We start from the raw sequence: 20,808 nt of genomic DNA, 5'->3' as shown, positions 1-20,808 counted from the left end.
CTATTTCATCTCTTCCATATTTATGAGCTCACGTATCTCAGATATATAATCTCGTAGAATGCTTCTACCCATTAGAAATCTCTCATAGTAGATCTTCGACAACATTGTGAATCGCTCAATACCCAACTTACGGCCCATATGGGATAGTAATATCACGGAAATACCATGCCCTAAAGTTAATAGTAAATCTTTTGAGTAAAACTGCATCTCATATTCTCTGTAAGTTAGGAGCGTGGTGGCCTTATCTTTGATGAAATCAAGCGTTTTGGAAGCTATCTCATCCTTTGCTTCATTTACAATCCCTTCCAAGTCCCTTATTAGTTGTCTATGTGCTTCCTTCTTCACCATGGCTTCGAGCATCTCTAAAGCCTGAATGTTTCCAGTCCCTTCCCAAATTGGAGTTATAAGCGCTTCTCTGTGAAGTCTTTCTATAGGAAACTCTTCGAGAAATCCAATTCCTCCATGAATCTCCATTGCCATTCTTGATACTTGAGATGCTATTTCAGCTGTAATATGCTTAGAAATATGAGTCAATAGACGCGCATAATGGTACTGCTCATTGTAGAAAGGTGGCATAGCTTTCCAAGATTTTTGGAACTGATCTATTGCCTTAAAAGTTACTACCATACCTCCTTCAATCATGAGCTCCATTTCAAGTAAATCTTTCTGAATTAGGGGATGTTCAATTAATGCCTTACCAAAAGCTTTTCTGGATTGCGAATAATAATAGGATTCGAGAAAAGACTTCCTCGCTATACCTAAAGCCCCTACAGCATTGGATAATCTTGATACCATAAGATCCTCAGTTATGTAATATATCCCATATTCCTTTTCTCCTATAAGATAAGCCTCTGAACTGTTAAACTCCACCTCTCCAGTTGGCACACTGTTTGTTCCACTTTTTCTCTTAAGTCTTCTTATCAAAAAATTCTTTTCACCTTTATTGTTCTTTTTAGGAACTAGGAATAGGGAAAGGCCTTTAGCCCCACTCTTACTTCCCATAGGTCTAGCACTTACTAACGCTAAATCAGCCAACCCGACACCGCTAGCGAAATATTTAGTATTTCCTTTTAATAGCCAATACTTACCGTTAAATTCAGCCTCCACTAAATTAGATCCTAAGTCACTTCCACCTTGAATCTCAGTGAACCACGTAGCTCCGAAAAGCAACTCATCTGAATCTCCTATTAGATAGGGAACGTATTTCTTTAGTTCCTCGCTACCGTATTTATAGAGAGCGTATGCGGTCTGATTGGTAATTGTAAGTATGCATGCTATACCTGGATCAGAAACTAGATATATTGAAGCGTAGTGCTTATGCCAATTTTCCTCTTTATATGGAAATTTATTAATATCGAAATCTTTGATTAGCCTTTTAATAGCTGCCCTTAGAGAAGGATCAATCCATACTTCATCTACTCTCTCCCCATTTACGCTCCACATTACGTGTATGGGTCTAGCTCTCTTATCTACATGTTCCGCAATTTCATATAACTCTCCCCCTGCAAACTCACCTAATTTTGAGAAGTCTGCTTTCACATCAAAATATTCCAAAATCTTTTGTAATGGTTTATCAATATTAAAATGATTTTTGCCATATGCACTAGATATATATGAGAAAGGACTATTACCCTTACTCATAGTCTATATTTATTCTTATACAAATTATAAGCTTATAGTACTTCCTCCGGAATTCTCTGGGCGATTCAGGGCTCCTTTGCGATTTCTATTTGTTTCTATAGAATGGAAGTGACTTAATTGATCCTACATCAGTACACGAAAAGGGGACGAGCGCTAGGTCATACCATGAGACACTCATTCAATCACGTGGTGACCTCGCTCGTCCCCGAGTTACTTGGGAAGGACGCGCCATTAAATGAAATAGCTGAGATCGAGAGGAGGGCCCTGGAGGAGAGGAGGACCTCCCCCAGGTACGTCAGGGGGAAGGAGGTGAGGAGGAGGGGTTACGCCAGGTACAGGTTCTTGAAGGGGTTCAGGGTCTCCCTCCGGGGGGTAGTGTACGGGCTGGAGTGGGTCACGGTGAGCTTACCCGTGATGTACAGGGGAGGGGAGAGGGTGAGGACTGGAGTGGAGGAGGAGTTGCTCAGGGAGGAGGGGCTGGTGCTCAGGGCCCTCCTCCTGCCCTTGTTGGGAGGGAACACCAAGCTCTGGACCCAGGAGCTAAGGTTGGGGGCTTCAAGTACGTGGTCGTGGACGGGAAGTACGTGAAGTTGAGGGGAGGGAGGAGGGGGTCCTCTTAATCGCGTTGGGACTCACTGACCACGGTGTGAGGGCCGTGCTGGACGTGGTCCTGACCGGGGAAGAGGACGTCGTGAGCTACTGAAACCTCCGGTGAGGCTGTGGAGGAGGTACAACCTCACCCTGGTCGTAGCCGACGGGGTGAAGGCCCTAGACACGGCAATCTCCCGTTCTGGGATCCAGGTCGCAAGGCAGACCTGCCCGGTCCACCTCAAACGAAGCAGGAGGGTGAGGGTCTTGCTGGACCTCCTCCTCTCCCTCGCCGAGTCCGTCCCCACCCGTGGCTCTCCTCTCCTACCTCCTCGCCCCCAGGGAGGCCCCTCCTCAGGTCAACCTGGCCGAGTCCTTCAACTCCCTCCTGGAGAGTTCGGGAAGTGCCACTCCCCCTGGAGGATCGCCCGGGCCATAGCCCTCAACTACAACCTCTCGACCTGTTATCTCATTATTGTAATAATATTACAAGAACCCTTATTTCTTCGTGATATGATCAAATATATTCAGTAATTCCTTCATTGAATAAGTCTAAACCGAGAGATATATTACAATTTGCAAAGGAGCCCTGAATCACCCGTTATGGGACTTTCCCTTAAATATCGCTCTGTAATCAATGCAAAATCTAATAACTGATGTTTAGAAGAATGATTTTGGATCTACTGTGGGAGGAGAGGACACTCTGCCAGTGAGGGTGGTGTTGCTCAGGTAAAAAGGACTTAACGGAAGTTAATTTCAAAAATCCTCTCATAAAATACTAAACGGTCCCCAATGGCGGAGATAAGGGAGATAAAGAAGGCCGAAACATCGGGAAAGGCGAGCATTCACAGCCACATAACTGGTTTGGGTATAGATGAGAGTGGGAAGGCCAAATTTAAGGCTGATGGGCTGGTGGGACAGGTCGAGGCAAGGGAGGCCGCATGGGTAGTAGTGGAGTTAATAAGACAAGGGAAGATGGCCGGAAAGGGAATCCTCCTGGTTGGTCCTCCTGGAACCGGGAAGACGGCCTTGGCCGTGGGGATAGCAAAGGAACTGGGTGAAGATACACCGTTCAACATGCTGAACGCCTCTGAAATCTACTCGGTGGAACTGAAGAAGACCGAGGTACTCACACAGGCCATAAGGAAGTCCATAGGAGTAAGGGTGAGGCAAAAGAGACTGGTCTATGAGGGTGTGGTCAAGGAGTTAAAGGTGAAGGTTGCCAGAAGTAGATTGAACCCTTACGTTCAGGTCCCCAGAGAGGTCGAGATAAAATTAGCAACAAAGGATGAGGAAAGGACGCTCACCGCAGGAGATACCATCGCAGAGCAGATAGCCAGGATGGGGATAAGAAAGGGGGACGTAATTTGGATAGACGCTGAAACAGGTAATGTGGTCAAGGTTGGAAAGGCAAAGGGGTTAGAGGGAGCGAAATCCTACGACATAGAGTCAGGGAGGGCTGTTGATATCCCATCGGGCCCTGTCAAGAAGGAGAAGGAGCTGACCAACACCTTCACCCTTTATGATCTCGACATGAGCTTGGCAGCACAGAGTATTTCCCTGACGGCCATTTTCTCGCTGTGGAGCGAGAGGGAGATCAGCCAAGACGTCAGGAAACAGGTGGACTCATACGTTAAGGAGATGATGAATAAGGGAATGGCAGAACTCATTCCTGGAGTTTTATTCATAGACGATGCCCATATGCTAGACATAGAGACTTTCTCCTTCCTAACCAAGGCCCTTGAGGCCGAGTTGGCCCCCATATTAGTCCTAGCCACCAACAGAGGTACTACCAAGATAAGGGGTACCGACGTAGAGGCCCCCCACGGCATGCCTTTGGATCTATTGGACAGGTTGCTCATTATTACCACTAGACCCTACTCTGAAGATGAGGCCAAGGAGATAATCTCCATAAGAGCGGAAGAGTTGGACATAGAGCTGGAACCCCAGGCCTTGGAGGAGCTAAAGAGGTTAGCGTCAGAGAACAGCCTCAGGTACTCCATCCAGTTACTGGAGCCTTCAGCCGTCATAGCCAGGAGAAGTGGGAGGAACGTGGTGAAGGTCGACGATGTTAAGGAGGCAAGCAGACTCTTCAGTGACGTGAAGAGGAGCGTAAAGTATGTAAAGGAGTACGAGACCCTATTCCTCAAGTGATGATTGGTCGACGGCGTTGAGTTGATGATCTGATCGTTGCCGGGCTGACAAATAATCCTTCAGGATCCTGTAGGTCATGCCCCAGATCCTGAACCCTTTGTACATGTAACAGTCATCCCTCTGTTCCAATTCTTGTGGATCAACCCAGAAATAGCTCGCCACCTCTCCATTAGGTCTAACGATGTCCGAATCCGTCTCACCCAAGAAGGCAGCCACTTTAAGGTCCTTCCTGTTGTTTGGCCAGTATATTCCCAAGAACGTCAGATTGGAGGGTAGTATTCCGACCTCTTCCTGGGTCTCCCTTATGGCTGTGTGCCTGCAGTCCTCCCCTACTTCCCTGTGCCCCCCAGGTAGTGCCATGTGGCCGCTCCACGGATCCCCTGAGACTTCCGCCCTCCTTATTATCAATAACTTCCCGTCAGACCTCTTGAGAAGGACCACAGCAGCGTTGCACTCCATGAGTAATATTATCTTATCAGGGAATATATTTTCTACCTAGATCATAGAATTTAGGCACCATGAACTTTCTCTCCTTCAAAATCCACGTGGAGATTTTGATGTGATCCTCCATCACTTCTGGAGAGAATAGGTTACAGAAACCTGCGTCCAGGACTTCCCTCATGGCCCTCCTCAACTCGAGTTCTACCTCTCTTAGGTCTACGGAGTTCAATATCTCGAGCCCTTCACTGATCGAGGATTCGTCAGCCCACAAATCGAACCTGGTCACAGGTCTAGAGTTCAACTCCATGATGTAGTACAGGGGCTTCCACGCCGACAGGGAGTGACCGTGATCCACTATCATCCCCTCGTCGCCTCTGAGCATCACGTGTTCCTCCTTGAGGTCTACGTTCAGGATCCACTCCTCAAAGGGAAGGGAGGCTCCCAACTCCCTCACGTTGTTTGGCACTCTGCCTCTCCTCTCCTCGAGGAGGTCCATGAGGAGGGCGAAGTCGTCTCCCTCGGTTCTCTCCAAGTAAACTTCTGGAACCGGTAAGCTCAGTTTCCTTCCGACTCTGGACGAAAAGAGCTCTGCTGCGACCTCCAGAGCGACGTTAACGTCCCGTTCTGGCTTCGGTCTCTTGACGAACTTCATGGACGACAAAGGCTGGGCTATCATCTTAAAGTTATGGACACCTAGACCTCCTCAACTCAGAAGCTTTAGAGGAGGTTCGTAGTACTCGATCGAATTCCTGATCAAAGGAAGTTAAACAAGGAATCCTAGAACGAAGATAACGTGACTCCTCGGATGGCTAAACAAAAATATAACGGCTACCGATTGTTTAAACCATGACCCCAAGAAGATCTCTCGTCACTACATTGATAATTCTGTTGATCTTCGCTGCCATATCTTTTGTAGTAAACGTGGTCATCCAGGAATACGCCTCACATCTTAAGGTGGTCCAGCCTTACCTGAAGGATCTAGAGCTAGGATTTAACGCAATGATAGTCGGTGTGGGAGGGTACATAGTGATAAGGCTCATAAAGCTCGCAGTGGAGAACTACATGGCGACCAGGACAGATAATGTTGCAATCAGGTCTGTGACTCTTCTCTTAGATCTCTTCTTATACACCCTTCTCGTCATCGCAGTCCTTTCAGCCTTAGGGGTTAACTTGACCGGTGCTGCGATTGGCGGAGCGGTGGGCGGAGTTGCCATTGGATTGGCGGCACAGACAGTCCTTTCAAACGTATTGTCTGGCCTCATGGTGACCTCCAGCCGCACCTTGAGGCCGGGTGATGCAGTGATCCTTCAGTCGTGGATATGGTCCCCACCAATTGTGGGGGAGACTGAGAAGGTAAGTCTCCTCTACACCGAGGTGAGGACTGTCTCTGGGAACGTGGTTAGAGTCCCCAACTCGGCTTTCCTCGGAAATACAGTGTTCACAAAACTCTCTGCTGAGGACGGTTTCTCATATCCTTACGAACTCACAATCAACGCAGACGTGCCCGCTGACAGACTGCTGGAGAAGGCGAGGGATTACGTGAGGGAATCCCTGTCTAAGGAGAAGTATCCGCTCCCTGAAATAACCTTCTACAGCAAGAACGGTAGCACTAACGTTTTCTTGGTTACGATCAAAATACCCGAACTGCAGAAACTGAGGAGGGTTTTAGATACCATAAATGCCTCCTTTGAGAGGGCGTATTGGGAGTTGAAATCTGGGTAGTAGGTTTATGGTGCACGACTTTAAATACTAAAGATATATCTTTTTGACTATGGACTTCAGGTCAACGATAACTTCTATAATATTCCTGGCGTTCCTGTTCCTATCCTTTTTATCTGTTCCTGTGGGAGGCTTTGTGGGAAGGGCGATCAGCTCACCACAGCTCCACTTCATAATGATAGCAGAACCTCTTGAGGAGCCTCTGGCCCCAGGCATGACCGACGTCCCCATTAATTTCACTCTGATTAACGCCAACACCTTTCCCCTTTACAACGTCAACGTTTCAGCGTTTAGTGTGTATCCGTTCTCCCTGATCCACTATTATAATGATTCGCAGAATGTATCGGTAATTCAGTGGGCTCCAGGGCAAGCAATCCACGTAATATATTACTACAACATAAATGGCAGCGCCAGTAACGGTGTCTACAACATAAGCCTGAAAGTGGCAGGCCCAATATTCATTTTCTCTCATTTTCATGAGACCTTAAATGCATCCGTTGCCATCCTAGGTTACGCTAAGGCATCCGTTCAGGCTGTCTGGGGTTCCCCAACCTCACCTCAACTCGTGGCACCAGGTGAGAACGACGTCCCAGTGACGCTCATTCTAGATAACCAAGGGAACGTTATGCTCTCCAACGTCTCACTCCTCCTGACCTCAGCTTATCCCATCAAGTTCATGCAGTCCTACCTCAACGTGGGTTACCTCCCTCCAGGCCAGCCGGTGGAGATCACCACTTACGCCTCAGTCTACCCTAACGCCACGTCAGGAATCTACCAACTCCCAGCCCTAATCCAGTACTTCTCGAACTCCAGGATCCCCGTAACTGTTTCTGTCCCTGTGACGGGATACTCGAACTTCTCCGTGACAACGGTGTGGGGCTCTCCCACCGATCCTCAAGTTGTTGCAGGAGGATCCACGAGAGTTCCACTAACTATCATTATAAACAATCTGGGTGACGTCAATGCCGTAAACGTCTCCATCACGTTACCGGAGAACTACTTCCCAATCCACTTCCTCCAGAGCTCGGCTTATCTAGGTATCATACCCGCTGGTCTTTACTCGGAGTCCACGGTGATAGCTTCGGTTTATCCTAACGCCACTCCAGGCGTGTACTATGTCCCTATCACGATTCATTACTTCTCCACAGAGAGGACGGTCTACGCTCCAATAGATGTCCTAGGTTACGCTAAGGCATCCGTTCAGGCTGTCTGGGGTTCCCCAACCTCACCTCAACTCGTGGCACCAGGTGAGAACGACGTCCCAGTGACGCTCATTCTAGATAACCAAGGGAACGTTATGCTCTCCAACGTCTCACTCCTCCTGACCTCAGCTTATCCCATCAAGTTCATGCAGTCCTACCTCAACGTGGGTTACCTCCCTCCAGGCCAGCCGGTGGAGATCACCACTTACGCCTCAGTCTACCCTAACGCCACGTCAGGAATCTACCAACTCCCAGCCCTAATCCAGTACTTCTCAGGCCAGGAGATCCAGACCTTCATCACGGTTCCAGTAGTGGGATACGAGAGCTTCTCTGTGTCGAGCTTGTGGGGCTCTCCTTCATCCCCCATAACCGCAGCTCCAGGCCAAACTAACCTTCCACTAACCTTCGTGGTGAGGAACGTGGGAGACGTCAACGCCTTCAACGTTTCGCTGTACTTCCCTGGGGACGAGTATCCCCTCGCTCTCACTCAGAGCTCCCTACAGTTGGGAATAATCCCTGCAGGCCAACTCAACGAGGGAACTATAACTGCTAGCGTGTATCCTAACGCTACACCGGGGACGTATTACGTCCCTGTAATAGTTCACTACAGTGACGTGAATCTGACTACCTATGTCCCCGTGGTTATCTATCCACCAAAGATCTCGCTCTCAATATTCACCGTACCACCTCAAGTTTTCCCAGGCTTCTACGACGTTAAAGTCGAGGCAGTCATGACCAATTACGGCGAAGCTACCGCCCAGAATGCCTACGTCACCCTCTCTTCTCCCTTCCCATTGGTCTCCCAAGGAAACCTAACTGTAGGTGATATCCCGCCAGGCACTCCAATTAATGTCACGTTCTTGATCAACGTCCCTGACGGAACTGCACCCGGGAATTACAAGCTAACCTTCTCTGTGAACTACGACGGGGGATCTTACCTGAAGAGTTACACTCTCACTGTTTACCCCAAAGCTAACCTCACCATAGTGCAGGTCATCTACCCGTCATTTCAGCCTGGTGATACCAATGTCCCCATAACCATAGTCCTCAAAAACGTAGGTAATGTGACAGCAAAGAACGTGAGGGCAATCCTCGGTACATCGGACGTGATATATCCTCACGTTAGTTCCTCAAACCCCCTACAGGCGTTGACCGCTTCCCAGACCAGCTTAGGCGACATCTCTCCAGGGCAGGAGGTTAACCTAACCTACGTGGTTGACGTGAGTGGTGGGGCCTCCCCAGGTTACTATCCCCTAACTCTAACCCTCGTGTGGAACCAGACTGGTTCCTTCGTGCCCTTCGTGCAAAACGATCACTTCCAGGTGCAGGTGACTCCTCCGCTGACCTCTGTCATAGCTCAGAATCCTCTCTTTTACGTGGGCATAGTGATCGTTGTGGTGATCATAGTGATTCTCCTGCTAGTGCTTAGGAGAAGGAAGAAGTGAGACTATAGCTTTTTACGTGACCTTTAATCACGCCTAATTACTTTTAAATCTCATCGTGATGCGAGTTATGTTTAGATAGTACACCAGTTATGGGATTTTTCGTTAGGTGTCGCCTTGAAGTCAAGGCAAAATCTAATAACTGCTGATAGTATTACTTTCTATTTTCGTGCGATGATCTCCCAACCGATGACTGACACTGCTCACAAGGATGGGGGTGAGAAGTTGAGTGGGCAGGATATTGAAGTTTCCCTCGACTGGCCCCAACGATCTGGGGATAACCACGTATGTCCCTCAGGAGGGGTGCCCGTGACGTGTTCAAAAGTGATTGAAGAGCATAAGTTACGCCACGGATAAACACTATTTTTATATTTCACCACACACTATTCCTATTGTGGTAGTAAAAGCTCTATTTAGGTTGGCGTTGTTCCTCTCTCCAGCTTATTCCCCATTATCCATCCTGTTGGCAGGCTTGCTCTACCTATTTATCCTCCTCGCTGCAGGTCTCGCGGTGTTCTTGGCATGCATGGCAGGCTCACGGTGATGGCGTTGATAATAGCGTTGGGATTGATTCCCCTGGCTAGTGCAGGTGTCAGGGCAACGTTCTTCTATAACGGGACGGTGTTGTTCTACTTTCCCTCGAGGGGTTGGGTTGAGTTTCCTGAGAATTTCACTTTGATTACGCCCGTCAGCGACGTCATGAGGACAGGTCAACTGATAGCGCCAACGAACTTCCCTGGAACCCTTACCTTCGTTACCCAGTCGAGGGGGGTTGTGGAGCTCCAGGAGCCCAACGTCACAGAAACCTACGTGTTGCTCCCCCTCAATTCCAGGATAACATACCTGAACCCTACTCCTACTTCGGTGAAAGAGGAGAACGGCTACCTCAACCTTACCTTTGCCACCGGGAACGTAACCGTCCTATATTATGTCGTTCCAGATCAAGGTTCACTGGTCCTGAACCCTTACGTGTACACTACCTTGATCAGTAGTAGCATCTCAGCCTACATGGCTTATCTCCTATGGAGAAGGAGACCAACCCCTCAAATGACTCCTCCAGATCAACTTGACGAGAGGGACGTAAAGATACTGAATGCCATAAAGTCCGGTGCAGATAGTCTAAGCAAGATATCAGAGCTCTCCCTCCTGCCCAGAACCACAGTTTACAGGAGAGTGAAGAGACTCGTTAACATGGGTATAGTTCAGGAGATAAGGGAGAGAGGAAAGGTGAAATACGTGGTGAGGGATAATGAGAAATAGCGTCATCCTCATCCTCCTAGTCTTATCTCTGGGGGCCACGGCTTTCTCCTCAGTCAAGCTTATAACGTCCACCATAACCCCCTCCCATCCCTCCCCCACCGCCTTCAGCTACAACGTGTCGGAGACGTTGGTCGTGGACAAGGAGGGATATTACACCGTGGTCATCCACAAGGGAAACTTAAACTTGAACTCCTTGTACGTCATAGTGGTATTCCAACCCCTTCCCGGCAGAGGAAATGAGAAGACCGTGGTATTGACCCTCTCCTCGGAGTCTGAGGAGGTTAAGTTACACAGGGGTGTATACGAGGTCATCGTGTATTTCACCGGGACTACCCCCTCGTATGAGGGTCTCTCCATGATTCAAGGTAACCTCAGCGTGACTATATTCTATTCAAGAGAAAATTGAAGGAAAACTTTTCCTAGTCCCTGGTCTTTCCATCAAGGGTTCTCGTTGAGAATAACCCAACACGACGATCCCTCAAAGCACGGCCAGTCTACAGTTCTTCAGGAAGTCCTCCACGAACTTCATGTAGCTGAGTACGTCGTCCTTCTGCATGAACTCAAAGATGTAACCGTCGTAGTGGAGCCTCTTCCCTATTTCCCAAGCGTTCTCTACCCAATCGCCCAGTATATCAGAGAGATACGTGGGAAGTTCCCTCAATTCCCTCTCAATCCTGAAGTAGTCTCCCAACGCCTTGATCCCCTCCACTACCGCCCTGAACAGCATCTCGCTGGCTAGCGTGTGGGAATGATCCATTGTTACCTTTGCCTGCTCTAAATAGAAATCCGCAGTGTCTAGCCTTATCTTCACTACTTCCTCAGCGTCAAGCTTTCCCTCCACCGCGTCATTTGCTTCTTCCCTTGCGACCTCTCTTCCTATCTCAAGTATGGCCTCTACGAGCTTCACAAGGTTTTACTTACCACCCTGGGCTTAAAAGAGAGTTCATGGCATATTACTCCCGGCGTGTATGACGCCTAGGATGGAGAAGACTATCACTGCCGCGATACCCGCTGAGGAGGTCTCACCCAGGCTGAAGGCGGTAAACGCGATCATTAGTATCATAACGAAAACCGAGAGGGAACTCAAGATCACCTTCCACAGCTTGAGTGCCTTCCTCCTCTTCAAAAAGAAGGGAAATCCCGCCGAGAGTAGCGTGTGTGATAAGAACAGGGAGAAAAGCGAACCTGCGGTCATGTCCTCGTAGACACCGAAGAAATTGTTCGTGGCTAGACCTATTGAACTCAGGCCAAGATATATTAAGGCAATCAGGAGCACTGATCTTGCCAAGTCCGTCCTCACCAGGGCCGTCGTGAGCCGAGACAGGGCTGAATACGCAGCAATAATAGATCCTATGAGGCTATTTACCGTGAGTATTAGCATGAGCCTCTCAAAGCCGGGGCAAGCATATTCCTGGGCTATAGCCAGTCCCGGAAAACCCGAGTCTATGAGATATCCCAGATTCTCCCCAGCGGCAGCGACCTCATAGGTTGCGGCGAACACCACACTTACGGCTGCCAAGGTGAAAGCCGAGAGATAAGCCCTACTCACAGCCCTTCCTCCCCTGACAGCCTCCTTCCCCAAGAAAAATGAGGCACCTCCTCCAGCCACGGTGTAAGACACGGCCAACGAGCCGGACGCCAGTTCAAGGGGGGATACGCCCAGGGAGATGGAGGGCAACCCCGTCCTTGTGAGAACGAGGACACCTAGGGCGAAGATCACCAGGATCTCAAGGACTGAGGTCACAAGGGTGTAATAGAGGGGCGGTCTCACCCCAGTGAGCATGACGCCGAGGATCATCAGGGGTAATCCCAACTGCAGGGGCGGAAGGAGGGAGGGAGGTAAAGGGGTCATTGGGATGACTATTCCCAAGAGGTAAGAACTCGTAGATATGATGAAGAGCATGTAACTTCCCCAGTAGAGCCAACCTGTCACGCTGGCCAGAATTCTGGGTAGGGACTCCCTGGCGAACTGATAAGTTCCTCCAACAGATTCCACCTCTTTGGAGTACTGATAGGCGATGACGACCCAAGCTCCGTAAAGCAGTACACCTATTACGGCAGCCAACGGTGTGAGCTGGCCTGCTTGAGCCAAGGCAAAGGTCAGGTAAGCCGCTACAGAGCCCAATGGGGCTATGGAACTGAGAGATTGCGAGAACAGTAAGGGCGTGGAAAGACTGTTCTTCCTCAACTGCAACCTTCTGGATAGGCTAACCATATAATTCGAGTCAAGTAGCCCAATTTAAGCTTTGGTATCCGGTACAGGTCGAGCCTCACGTTCACCTTCATCAGTTCTATGAGGGATGCTGACCCTCATGTTCCTTCTGACTTTCACATCTTGCCTAGCTAAGGGGGGAGTAACGAGTTTCCCCGTGACCTTGATGAAGCCCAAGGGCTGAGAATTGGATATAAATTCATGAAAATTCAATGAAGCCCGAACCCCCAGAAGTATATAACCCGCCTAATCACCAAGTTACATGTGAAGCCACTCTCCGTACTCCTGCTAAGTTCCTCCATTTGTTTGGCTTTAGGTGGCTCCCTGCTTATGGGATCAGTCCCCTTGGGACTGACGATATCTACCTACGTAGTCATCCTCGTTCTCCTGGTTCTAACTTACCTCGTTGAGAGGGGGAATAGGATCGCTGAGGGGATTGGGGCCTTGATGGGAGTTCTGGCCATCGTCTCCTCGTCCCTGTCACAGGCTCACCTCTCCGCTCTCCTTCAGTTTGGATCAGACCTTCGCCTCTCACTGCTCGACGTACTCATGGTTCTGGGCTTCTACGTGTTTCCAGCGACCTATCTGGTCCTCTACGCTAGAGAGGTTAAGAGAAAGAAGTGGACCTGGAAAAGTTTGAAATAGTCGTTATCATACTACTGTTTTGGTATGAATGTCATCGACTCAAGTGCAAGAATAGCGGATCTATTGGGTTTACTCAGCGTTCTCCAGAACACCTTCGAGGGAAAGACTGACCTATATGAGCTGGAGAAGGAGATGGAGGTAGACGTGGACGATCTGATGCCCATAGTTTACGCAGCGAGCTACATGGGTTTCGTCACTGTAGGTGACGGTGATATAATAATCACGGACAAGGGCTCTGAGTTCCTGAAGTCTAACATAAAGAGGAGGAAGGAGATGTTGAGGGAGAGTCTCCTAAAGACGGAACCCTTTAAGACGGCCAGCGAGCTCAAGGTCTTCACCTTGGAGAAGCTGAGGGAAGCGTTGGCTGAGAAGGGCATTCAGGCCTACAACAAGCCAGAAGGTCTCTACGAGCTCCAGCTCATCCTTCTGGAGTGGGGTGTATATTCCGGTCTGATCTCCAGAGTGGACGAGGAGAGGTTTAGAGTCAACTACGATGGGGCGTAATCCAAGGAAGGTTTTTATGAAATCCCTGCCAGTGCTTTAGCATGGAGGAGAAACCGGAGCAGATACAGCATAAAACTGGTGAGGCCGACGTCTTTAGGACTAAGGTCTTTGGGATACAGGACGGACTCATTGGTGTCGGGAGTATAGCCTTAGGTGCAGCAGGTTTCTCTCACTCCAGTCTGATAGTCCTCGTCACTGGGCTGATCGCCACTGTGGCGCAGGCCTTCTCCATGGGGATAGGAGAGTTCATCTCTACGAGGGTGAGGATGCAGGTCTTTCAGAACGAGATAAGGAAGGAGAGCTATGAGATAGATAACTTCCCGGAGAAGGAGAGGGAGGAGCTGATCTCCTTTTACGAGAGCAAGGGGATATCGAGGGATGAGTCCTCCAAGATAGCCGACATCCTTCTGAAGAATAAGGGAGTTGTCCTGAACGAGATGATGATCCACGAGTTGAAGATATTCCCTGAGGAGTTCGAAGCTCCCGCTAAGCTTGGTCTACTGATGGCCTTGTATTTGGTGATCGGGGGGTTGATCCCGCTGATCCCGTTCGGACTCGACACGTATCTGGGGTTCAACTTTCAGTACGCCCTGCTGAGTTCAAGCCTCTTGATAGTAACCACCTTATCCTTCTTCGGTATCCTTTCCACTAAGTACACCGGACTCCCCAAGTGGAAGGGGGCATTCGAACAGGTCTCTACGGGTCTAATAGCACTGGTAGGAAGTTATGTTGCAGGTTACTTGATCTCCCTCTTCATACCTGCTAATTTCCTGCCCTAAGTAGAGAAGCCAGATCCCTTGGGATCCTGGCCGGTCTGTTGTCTTCCTTGAAGAGTTCCCTCCTCTTAGCTTCCAGGGGTTCTACCGGTCTGTTCAGGAACTCTGCTGCAGTGATCACCTTGACCCCTGACGAGGGAGCTAACCCGTAAAGGTTCGCCAGCACGATCCTGTAATTGAGGTCCCTAAGGACGTGGTGATCAACTATCAAGGTACTTAGCCCGTTCTTCGCCACGAGTTCCAAGTTCCTCAACGAGGCCTGTAGCTGTTCCTCGGTTAGAGCGTATCCCAGAAGATAACTCAGAGGCCCGTCCACTATTATCCAGTTTGGCTTCACATCCAAGGTGAACTTAACGTGTTGCTCGCTGGGCATTCCCTCTACGTCGGACGTGAAGAGGACCGTGCCATCTCCATCGGATACGGCTACCTGAATTACGTACCCTAACCTCACGTCGGCTCCGTGAGGTACTGGACGGGAAAATCGAATTCTGGTATTACCCACCCTGAACTCTTTGCCATCTGCTGGGGACACTTCCTTGGGGAGTCCCCCTATACTCCTCAGGAACTTAGGGGCTCTCACCCTGCCCTGGCTTGGGTTTATGAAACTGTTGGGATCCTTAATGTAGACCACCTTCCCCTGGTAAATCTCCTTGGGAACAACGTAACCGGGATCGTGGTGGTCGTAGTGATAATGAGTTACTACTATCACGTCGGCCTCCCTGGCCTTCTCCACAATCTTCTTGGCGAGTTCCTTCAATCTGTCCACCTCAACCTGATGAGGAGGGAGACCGTACCTTCTGGGAGCTAGGGAGACCGCTGGATCAACGAAGATCCTCAAATCCTTGGTTTCCACCATGGTGGCCTGAGACCTGACTCCTAAACTTTCAAACGCTATGGGCTCTATCCTCACAAGGTAATAATACCTCTCGAGGTTTTAGCTTTTTAGCCCTGAGTCAAAAACCTAATATAGGGAAGATTGGTAACACTAAAGTACTTCCGGGGTCTCCTCCTGAGCGATCATTACGCCCCAGGCCTCAAGTGGAGCGATGATCTAAAGGCCTACGCCTCACCAGCCTATAAGTACTGGGACGTGCTCAACTACTTCAAGCAGGCAGGAATTGAGGTAGACGACAGGGTTCTGGACCTGATCCCATTCCCTCTAATCAGAGACAAGCTGGTGTTGAGGGAGTACCAGGAGAGGGCCCTGAAGTCATGGATGGTCAGAAGGAGAGGGATAGTGGTACTCCCCACGGGTGCTGGAAAGACCGCAGTGGGAATAAAGGCCATCTCGACCCTGAGGGTCTCTTCTCTAGTTGTGGTTCCTACTCTGGAGCTTCTGAGTCAGTGGGCTGAAAGGATAAAGGACACGTTAGGGGTTGAGCCGGGGATGGTGGGAGGAGGTGAGGACACAGTGAGGGGGATAACAGTGATAACCTACGATTCGGCCTACAACAAGGTTGAGCAACTGGGGAACAAGTTCGCCCTCATTGTGTTCGACGAGGTACACCACCTCCCTTCCACGGGTTACATAAACGTCGGTGAGCTAACAGCTTCCCCATATAGGATGGGACTAACTGCAACTCCCGAGAGGGAGGACGGGAGGCACGTGTTCCTCAGGGATATTGTGGGGCCAGTAGTTATCAGGATATCCCCCTCACAGTTGGCCGGGAAGTACTTAGCTGAGTTCAGGGTGGAGAAGGTTTATGTGGAGTTGACTCCAGAGGAGAAGGAGCTTTACGATAGGTTTAGAAAGAAGTTCACCGATTTCTTGAAAAAGAGGAAGATAAGGATGACTGGGCCTGGTGACTTTCAGAAGGTAGTCTTCATGGCGGGGAGGGATAGGGAGGCCAGGGAGGCACTCCTGGCCTGGCACGAATCCATGAGGCTGGCCGTAAACTCCAGGGCTAAACTGGATAAACTGAGGGAGCTGTTGACTAGATTTAATGGAGAGAAGACCATAATTTTCACCAGGGACGTTGACATGGCCTACAAGGTCTCCAGAGAGTACCTGGTTCCAGCAGTGACTTACCTCACCCCCAAGGATGAGAGACAGGAGATCCTTGAGAAGTTCAGGAACGGTACATATAAGGTCATAGTGGCGTCTAACGTCTTCGATGAGGGAGTAGACGTTCCAGACGCAAGTGTAGGGATAATTCTGGGAGGTTACGGAACTTCCAGGCAGATGTTGCAGAGGCTGGGGAGGATCCTCAGGAAGAAGGAGGGTAAGGTGGCAACACTGGTGGAGATTGTGACCAAGGGTACTATGGATCACAGCCTGAGTAGGAGGAGGTCAAGTGCTACCAAGTGAGTTGGCCAGGTTCAAGATCAGCGGGGACAAGATAGTTCCCCTCTTCGCGGGGAAACCCCACTTAGACCTAATAGAAGAAATGCTGAGCCTGTATAAACCGGGAAGGACACTGGGTGAGGTGGAAGAGGACGTCAAACTATTGGAGAGGGCCTACGGCAAGACTACAAAGTCTGCCAAGTTGGTGAGAGGCATTCACAGAGTGATAATGAGACACCTGGACCTCTCGGGCGAGAGTCCGTTGGATCCCAGGAGGATAAGGTCAGAACTGTTTTCGGCCGGACCAGCGCTCACGGCAGAGGAGAGGGCCAGGAGAATCAGTGAAGTCTCAGAGAGACTTGGGATAAACGCCGAGAAGTACATGTACAGTGACATGGAGGAGAGCAAGGTGATAAGGGCAGTCAACATAAGTTCCCCAGAGGAGGTCATAAAGGAGTACAACCTCTCCTTGCTCCAGACGATCCTCTTCAAGAGCTATAAGGTGACCTTCACTCTCAGTGGAAACTGGAAGGAGTTCATCAGGACAGTGAAGAGACTGGGTCTCATGTACTTCGCATATCCCAACCCAGTGAGGGTGGAGGTGATGGGACCCTATACTCTCCTCAAGCCTTCCGAGAAGTATGGGAGGAACCTGGCTCTCCTAGTTCCCTACGCGGTCTCAGCACCCACATGGAGGATTGAAGCGGAAGTGATATTGGGAAAGAGGAACAGGAGGGTTTACTCCTTGGAGCTGGGGGACTTCGACCTCATATCCTCCACTTACCCGGAAGGGAAGAACTTCGACAGCTCAGTGGAGGAGGACTTCTTCTGGGCCTTTCGAAGGGTAGCTCCAGACTGGAGGATCGAGAGGGAGCCGGGGCCCATTGTCGTGAACGGAAGGATATTCCTACCAGACTTCGCTGTGGAGAAGGACGGGTTGAGGGTGTTCTTGGAGGTAGTGGGTTTCTGGACTGAGGAGTACCTAAAGGAGAAGGTAAGTAAACTCAAGTCCACCAACGTTCCCCTCCTGGTCATAGTGAACGAGGAGACCGGGTCCGGAAAGATCATGGGCTTGCCTGTTGTGACTTACAGGAGGAAGATCGACGCCGTCAAGGTTTACTCCAAGCTGAAGGAGATGGAGGGCCTGATTCCTTCTAGACCGTTGGACTACTCCTTGGACGGTTCAGATGTGATTCCGATCAAGGAACTGGCTGCCAAGTACAACGTGTCCGAACAGACACTGAGGAAGAACCTGAAGGAGTTCCCAGGGTACGTACTCCTTAGGAACTACTACGTCAGGGAGGACCTACTTGAGAAGCTTTCCAAGGAGGACTTCACTGGAATGAGCCTCCAAGATCTAGTCTCCAAGTATGGAGAGTTCATAGCGGATGTCCTGGAAAGGTTAGGTTATAAGGTTAAGTGGAAAAGCATAACGGAGGCGATAGTAGTCAAATGAGGGCCCTCCTGTTGGACTTGGATGGCACTCTCACCTCCACAGCCTTACTCCACAAGGAAGCGTGGGAGATAGCCCTGAAGGAGTTAGGGATTCGGGTGGACGTGGATCTAAATCTACTCATGGGAAGGAAGACGCTGGACATAGCTAAGGTTCTGGGCGGGGAGAGATACCTGGAGCTGTACGAGCTGAAGAACTCTATTTACGAGAGCTTAGTTCCAAAGAAGGCCAATCCCCTACCCTGTTCTAGAGAACTTGTGGAGAAGGCCAGGGAGAAGGGATATAAGGTCTCAGTAATAACCTCCTCCCTCAGGAGGTCAGCAAGAGTCGCCTTGAACGTAGTCGGCATAAAGCCAGACCTCTTAGTGGCAGGGGATGATCTTCCAAAGGGGAAGCCCGATCCCTTTCCCGTACTTTACGCCCTCTCCATCCTGGGTTGTCAGGCCAGGGAGAGCGTCGGAGTGGGCGATACCCTATACGATTTCCAGGCTTACAGTGGTGCTGGTCTAGGGAGGATATTTCTCGTCAGAGGGGAGCTCAATCTCGAGCTGAGCGAGGCGAAAGGCCAAGGAGCCATAGTCGTGAATGATCTGTGTGAGGTCATCAACTCCCTCGATTTAGATAGATGAGCTCTTACCTTGTTGAAATAACTTCATTGATGAAAGGCCCATACGACCCTTGCGGTATTACCTGACAAGTGGGGTCAAACCTCAGGATCGGAAATCACTAGTTAGGGGACTTTAACGTAGCTGAAGTTTTCATCAACCCAGGTTCTACCTATTGTCAACCAAGTATAGGACAGCAGTTATTAGATTTCGCCTTGATCAGAGGGCGGCATTTAAGGGAAAGTCCCATAACTACTTCTAAGTACCCTCCTCATAATGCCGAACAGAAATACGTCCCAATAATTTCTCCGTTTCACTTTGTATATTATATCTGGCGAATTGTTATTTGTCATTACATCTTAAAATTTTGCACCTTAAACCCGTTGATTGGTTTGAGGTAATATCATTAGTAGTACTTACCTGAGTAACGCAAGGCTTATAAACGTAAACTGCGTAAAAGGGTTCAATGGCAACCAAAATAAAGTTCAAGTACAAGGGTCAAGACCTAGAGGTAGACATATCCAAAGTAAAGAAGGTCTGGAAAGTAGGCAAGATGGTGTCCTTTACATACGACGACAATGGAAAGACCGGTAGGGGCGCAGTCAGCGAGAAGGACGCACCTAAGGAATTGCTGAACATGATAGGAAAGAAATAAGGCGTTGAATTCAATTTTCTTTTTTCTTTATCTATAATTTTACCCCTGTTCTTAAGATGGGGAGATGAGCTTCTGTTGCAGAATCCGAGCTCACTTGGACTAGCATCTCAACTGGATTGGGCTCTCCAGAGGGTAGGATCCACCGTCCTCTGATCTCAGCATTTTCATGTAGAATGTTCTCTATCATCAAAACGGATAAAATGCTATATTGAGTAATATCCCAAATCAAGAATTAATCATAGAACGATTATTGGTTTTATAGAAGAGGGGTGTTTACCCGTGGCGTAACTTACAAGAGGGGTGCCCGTGGTGGAATTAGAAGTGGTTGAAGAAGGGATCATACACGCTCACCCTCAAGTCCTTGGGGCTAGTCGAGGGAAACTTCAATACCCATCCAACTTCTCCCTTCCTCGTGAGCAGTGCCCGTCATCAGTTAGGGAGATCATCAAGAGAGAATTCTTGGGTAATACTACATGAACATGACCGACGTCAAAACGATATTTAGAAAATTGAAAATAACGAGTAGTTACGTGAAAGAGTTACAGTCTAAGGGCAAAGCGAAACTTCTCGTCTCTGAGGCGCGGATGAATAGGCTCTTGGTATCTAAATATCAATTTGGTTTGCACTCTCCCAGTGGCAGTCACGGAGGAGGTAAGCGTCGCTAAAACATCTAGGCGAGGTTTGGTGAGGTAACATCTTGCTCCATCATCAGTCTGTACTTGCATAGACCCGGTTCCGTAACTTCAGGGCCGGGAAGGCACGTAGTGCCTGTGGAGCTCCGCCCTCTACTCTTTGGCACGACGGGGCAATGAGGCAGGAAGCTTCGCCCTTTCACGGTAGACCCAAAATCATATTATGAAAAATAATTCTGACAGAATAATATCGATTCATGGCAGATAACAGGATTTATAAGAGTATTAAGAATTCAGTTGAAGAAAGGTTTAAGGTGAGGGAGATGTGGTATTACCACGTGAGTAAGTGAGATGGTAACACCGGTACTCCCTCACCAAAACAACGTTCAACAAATAGGATATAAATTACTTTCCATGCTGAACTTCAAGGGAAAGAGAGGGGAAGAGGTGGCGAGAACCCTCATCTCAGCGTGTTTATGGAACGATTCGGTGGAAAGCAAGTCGAGGGCGTACGGCGTGTCCCCACAGACCGTGAGGAATTACGTGGAGGAGCAAGGGGTGGAAGTTATTGAGAAACTCTTGGAACAAGTGAGGA

At 49.3% G+C, this 20,808-nt stretch carries 22 protein-coding genes and 1 pseudogene; 17 read left to right on the top strand and 6 right to left on the bottom strand.

Going from position 1 to position 20,808, the window contains the following annotated elements:
* The gene (locus tag METMK1DRAFT_RS04675) at positions 1-1,641 is read right to left on the bottom strand and encodes a DNA alkylation response protein (RefSeq protein ID WP_009071332.1); all 1,641 of its coding nucleotides are present in this window, start codon (positions 1,639-1,641) and stop codon (positions 1-3) included.
* A gap of 165 nt (positions 1,642-1,806) precedes the next feature.
* Between METMK1DRAFT_RS04675 and METMK1DRAFT_RS04670 the strand changes: the two are divergent.
* Positions 1,807-2,763, top strand: a pseudogene (locus METMK1DRAFT_RS04670) (transposase).
* 258 nt (positions 2,764-3,021) lie between these two features.
* Positions 3,022-4,383, top strand: a complete 1,362-nt coding sequence (locus METMK1DRAFT_RS04665; protein ID WP_009071330.1) for a RuvB-like helicase — start codon at positions 3,022-3,024, stop codon at positions 4,381-4,383.
* On the opposite strand, the gene METMK1DRAFT_RS04660 is transcribed toward METMK1DRAFT_RS04665, so the two are convergent.
* Complete coding sequence (locus METMK1DRAFT_RS04660) at positions 4,369-4,842, bottom strand: NUDIX hydrolase (RefSeq protein ID WP_009071329.1); 474 nt, start codon at positions 4,840-4,842, stop codon at positions 4,369-4,371. The genes METMK1DRAFT_RS04665 and METMK1DRAFT_RS04660 overlap by 15 nt on opposite strands.
* A gap of 16 nt (positions 4,843-4,858) precedes the next feature.
* Positions 4,859-5,500: a hypothetical protein gene (locus METMK1DRAFT_RS04655; protein ID WP_009071328.1), complete on the bottom strand. Its 642-nt coding sequence runs from the start codon at positions 5,498-5,500 to the stop codon at positions 4,859-4,861.
* A 170-nt stretch (positions 5,501-5,670) separates the two neighbouring features.
* Here METMK1DRAFT_RS04655 and METMK1DRAFT_RS04650 point away from each other — a divergent pair, with 170 nt between their 5' ends.
* The 6 genes from METMK1DRAFT_RS04650 (at position 5,671) to METMK1DRAFT_RS04635 (ending at position 10,853) form a co-directional block, all read left to right on the top strand.
* Positions 5,671-6,546: a mechanosensitive ion channel family protein gene (locus tag METMK1DRAFT_RS04650; RefSeq protein WP_009071327.1), complete on the top strand. Its 876-nt coding sequence runs from the start codon at positions 5,671-5,673 to the stop codon at positions 6,544-6,546.
* A 49-nt stretch (positions 6,547-6,595) separates the two neighbouring features.
* Positions 6,596-9,190, top strand: a complete 2,595-nt coding sequence (locus METMK1DRAFT_RS04645) for a COG1361 S-layer family protein (protein WP_009071326.1) — start codon at positions 6,596-6,598, stop codon at positions 9,188-9,190.
* A gap of 171 nt (positions 9,191-9,361) precedes the next feature.
* Positions 9,362-9,544: a hypothetical protein gene (locus METMK1DRAFT_RS18140; RefSeq protein ID WP_172634096.1), complete on the top strand. Its 183-nt coding sequence runs from the start codon at positions 9,362-9,364 to the stop codon at positions 9,542-9,544.
* A gap of 37 nt (positions 9,545-9,581) precedes the next feature.
* The gene (locus METMK1DRAFT_RS17445; RefSeq protein WP_155812297.1) at positions 9,582-9,731 is read left to right on the top strand and encodes a hypothetical protein; all 150 of its coding nucleotides are present in this window, start codon (positions 9,582-9,584) and stop codon (positions 9,729-9,731) included.
* Positions 9,710-10,447 carry a winged helix-turn-helix domain-containing protein gene (locus METMK1DRAFT_RS04640; RefSeq protein ID WP_009071325.1) on the top strand — a complete coding sequence of 246 codons (738 nt, stop codon included), beginning with the start codon at positions 9,710-9,712 and terminating at the stop codon, positions 10,445-10,447. Before METMK1DRAFT_RS17445 ends, METMK1DRAFT_RS04640 begins: the two co-directional genes overlap by 22 nt.
* On the top strand, positions 10,437-10,853 hold the full coding sequence (locus METMK1DRAFT_RS04635) for a hypothetical protein (RefSeq protein ID WP_009071324.1): 417 nt from the start codon (positions 10,437-10,439) through the stop codon (positions 10,851-10,853). The genes METMK1DRAFT_RS04640 and METMK1DRAFT_RS04635 overlap by 11 nt, the downstream gene beginning before the upstream one ends.
* Before the next feature lie 72 nt (positions 10,854-10,925).
* Here METMK1DRAFT_RS04635 and METMK1DRAFT_RS04630 read toward each other — a convergent pair whose 3' ends face one another.
* A complete protein-coding gene (locus METMK1DRAFT_RS04630) occupies positions 10,926-11,354 on the bottom strand; it encodes a PaREP1 family protein (RefSeq protein ID WP_009071323.1) in 429 nt (142 codons plus the stop codon).
* A gap of 36 nt (positions 11,355-11,390) precedes the next feature.
* Entirely contained in the window at positions 11,391-12,662 is a 1,272-nt protein-coding gene (locus tag METMK1DRAFT_RS04625) for an APC family permease (protein WP_009071322.1), read from the bottom strand.
* Positions 12,663-12,923: 261 nt separating this feature from the next.
* Here METMK1DRAFT_RS04625 and METMK1DRAFT_RS04615 point away from each other — a divergent pair, with 261 nt between their 5' ends.
* Genes METMK1DRAFT_RS04615 through METMK1DRAFT_RS04605 form a run of 3 tightly spaced genes read left to right on the top strand, consistent with a single transcriptional unit; the run spans position 12,924 to position 14,587 of the window.
* A complete protein-coding gene (locus METMK1DRAFT_RS04615) occupies positions 12,924-13,304 on the top strand; it encodes a hypothetical protein (RefSeq protein WP_048087417.1) in 381 nt (126 codons plus the stop codon).
* A gap of 24 nt (positions 13,305-13,328) precedes the next feature.
* Positions 13,329-13,808, top strand: coding sequence for an AAA-associated domain-containing protein (locus METMK1DRAFT_RS04610; RefSeq protein ID WP_009071320.1), 480 nt, complete (start codon positions 13,329-13,331; stop codon positions 13,806-13,808).
* 41 nt (positions 13,809-13,849) lie between these two features.
* On the top strand, positions 13,850-14,587 hold the full coding sequence (locus METMK1DRAFT_RS04605; RefSeq protein WP_009071319.1) for a VIT1/CCC1 transporter family protein: 738 nt from the start codon (positions 13,850-13,852) through the stop codon (positions 14,585-14,587).
* On the opposite strand, the gene METMK1DRAFT_RS04600 is transcribed toward METMK1DRAFT_RS04605, so the two are convergent.
* The gene (locus METMK1DRAFT_RS04600) at positions 14,571-15,494 is read right to left on the bottom strand and encodes an MBL fold metallo-hydrolase (RefSeq protein ID WP_009071318.1); all 924 of its coding nucleotides are present in this window, start codon (positions 15,492-15,494) and stop codon (positions 14,571-14,573) included. The genes METMK1DRAFT_RS04605 and METMK1DRAFT_RS04600 overlap by 17 nt on opposite strands.
* A gap of 66 nt (positions 15,495-15,560) precedes the next feature.
* On the opposite strand from METMK1DRAFT_RS04600, the gene METMK1DRAFT_RS04595 reads away from it, so the two are divergent.
* The 6 genes from METMK1DRAFT_RS04595 to METMK1DRAFT_RS04570 all read left to right on the top strand — a co-directional run.
* Positions 15,561-16,892: a DEAD/DEAH box helicase family protein gene (locus tag METMK1DRAFT_RS04595; RefSeq protein WP_009071317.1), complete on the top strand. Its 1,332-nt coding sequence runs from the start codon at positions 15,561-15,563 to the stop codon at positions 16,890-16,892.
* Positions 16,879-18,324 (top strand): endonuclease Bax1, encoded by a 1,446-nt coding sequence (gene bax1 / locus METMK1DRAFT_RS04590; protein ID WP_009071316.1) that lies wholly within the window; start codon positions 16,879-16,881, stop codon positions 18,322-18,324. The genes METMK1DRAFT_RS04595 and bax1 overlap by 14 nt, the downstream gene beginning before the upstream one ends.
* Complete coding sequence (locus METMK1DRAFT_RS04585; protein WP_009071315.1) at positions 18,321-18,950, top strand: HAD family hydrolase; 630 nt, start codon at positions 18,321-18,323, stop codon at positions 18,948-18,950. The genes bax1 and METMK1DRAFT_RS04585 overlap by 4 nt, the downstream gene beginning before the upstream one ends.
* A gap of 442 nt (positions 18,951-19,392) precedes the next feature.
* Entirely contained in the window at positions 19,393-19,581 is a 189-nt protein-coding gene (gene mcu7, locus METMK1DRAFT_RS04580; protein WP_009071314.1) for a DNA-binding protein Mcu7, read from the top strand.
* Between the two features lie 306 nt (positions 19,582-19,887).
* Positions 19,888-20,058 (top strand): hypothetical protein, encoded by a 171-nt coding sequence (locus METMK1DRAFT_RS17440; RefSeq protein ID WP_155812296.1) that lies wholly within the window; start codon positions 19,888-19,890, stop codon positions 20,056-20,058.
* 506 nt (positions 20,059-20,564) lie between these two features.
* Positions 20,565-20,808, top strand: a 244-nt coding sequence (locus tag METMK1DRAFT_RS04570) for a DUF4322 domain-containing protein (protein WP_009071311.1), incomplete at its 3' end; no start/stop codon positions are given.

It is taken from the genome of Metallosphaera yellowstonensis MK1 (assembly GCF_000243315.1).
Taxonomy (GTDB): Archaea; Thermoproteota; Thermoprotei_A; order Sulfolobales; family Sulfolobaceae; genus Metallosphaera; species Metallosphaera yellowstonensis.
Note: the sequence above shows the minus strand (reverse complement) of the source record. Positions and strands in the feature narration are given on the sequence as shown.

Coding starts and splice junctions, on each gene's coding strand:
- METMK1DRAFT_RS04675 (WP_009071332.1), bottom strand. CDS start 1,641: ATGAGTAAGGGTAATAGTCCTTTCTCATATATATCTAGTGCATATGGC.
- METMK1DRAFT_RS04665 (WP_009071330.1), top strand. CDS start 3,022: ATGGCGGAGATAAGGGAGATAAAGAAGGCCGAAACATCGGGAAAGGCG.
- METMK1DRAFT_RS04660 (WP_009071329.1), bottom strand. CDS start 4,842: ATGGAGTGCAACGCTGCTGTGGTCCTTCTCAAGAGGTCTGACGGGAAG.
- METMK1DRAFT_RS04655 (WP_009071328.1), bottom strand. CDS start 5,500: ATGATAGCCCAGCCTTTGTCGTCCATGAAGTTCGTCAAGAGACCGAAG.
- METMK1DRAFT_RS04650 (WP_009071327.1), top strand. CDS start 5,671: ATGACCCCAAGAAGATCTCTCGTCACTACATTGATAATTCTGTTGATC.
- METMK1DRAFT_RS04645 (WP_009071326.1), top strand. CDS start 6,596: ATGGACTTCAGGTCAACGATAACTTCTATAATATTCCTGGCGTTCCTG.
- METMK1DRAFT_RS18140 (WP_172634096.1), top strand. CDS start 9,362: ATGATCTCCCAACCGATGACTGACACTGCTCACAAGGATGGGGGTGAG.
- METMK1DRAFT_RS04640 (WP_009071325.1), top strand. CDS start 9,710: ATGCATGGCAGGCTCACGGTGATGGCGTTGATAATAGCGTTGGGATTG.
- METMK1DRAFT_RS04635 (WP_009071324.1), top strand. CDS start 10,437: ATGAGAAATAGCGTCATCCTCATCCTCCTAGTCTTATCTCTGGGGGCC.
- METMK1DRAFT_RS04625 (WP_009071322.1), bottom strand. CDS start 12,662: ATGGTTAGCCTATCCAGAAGGTTGCAGTTGAGGAAGAACAGTCTTTCC.
- METMK1DRAFT_RS04610 (WP_009071320.1), top strand. CDS start 13,329: ATGAATGTCATCGACTCAAGTGCAAGAATAGCGGATCTATTGGGTTTA.
- METMK1DRAFT_RS04605 (WP_009071319.1), top strand. CDS start 13,850: ATGGAGGAGAAACCGGAGCAGATACAGCATAAAACTGGTGAGGCCGAC.
- METMK1DRAFT_RS04585 (WP_009071315.1), top strand. CDS start 18,321: ATGAGGGCCCTCCTGTTGGACTTGGATGGCACTCTCACCTCCACAGCC.
- mcu7 (WP_009071314.1), top strand. CDS start 19,393: ATGGCAACCAAAATAAAGTTCAAGTACAAGGGTCAAGACCTAGAGGTA.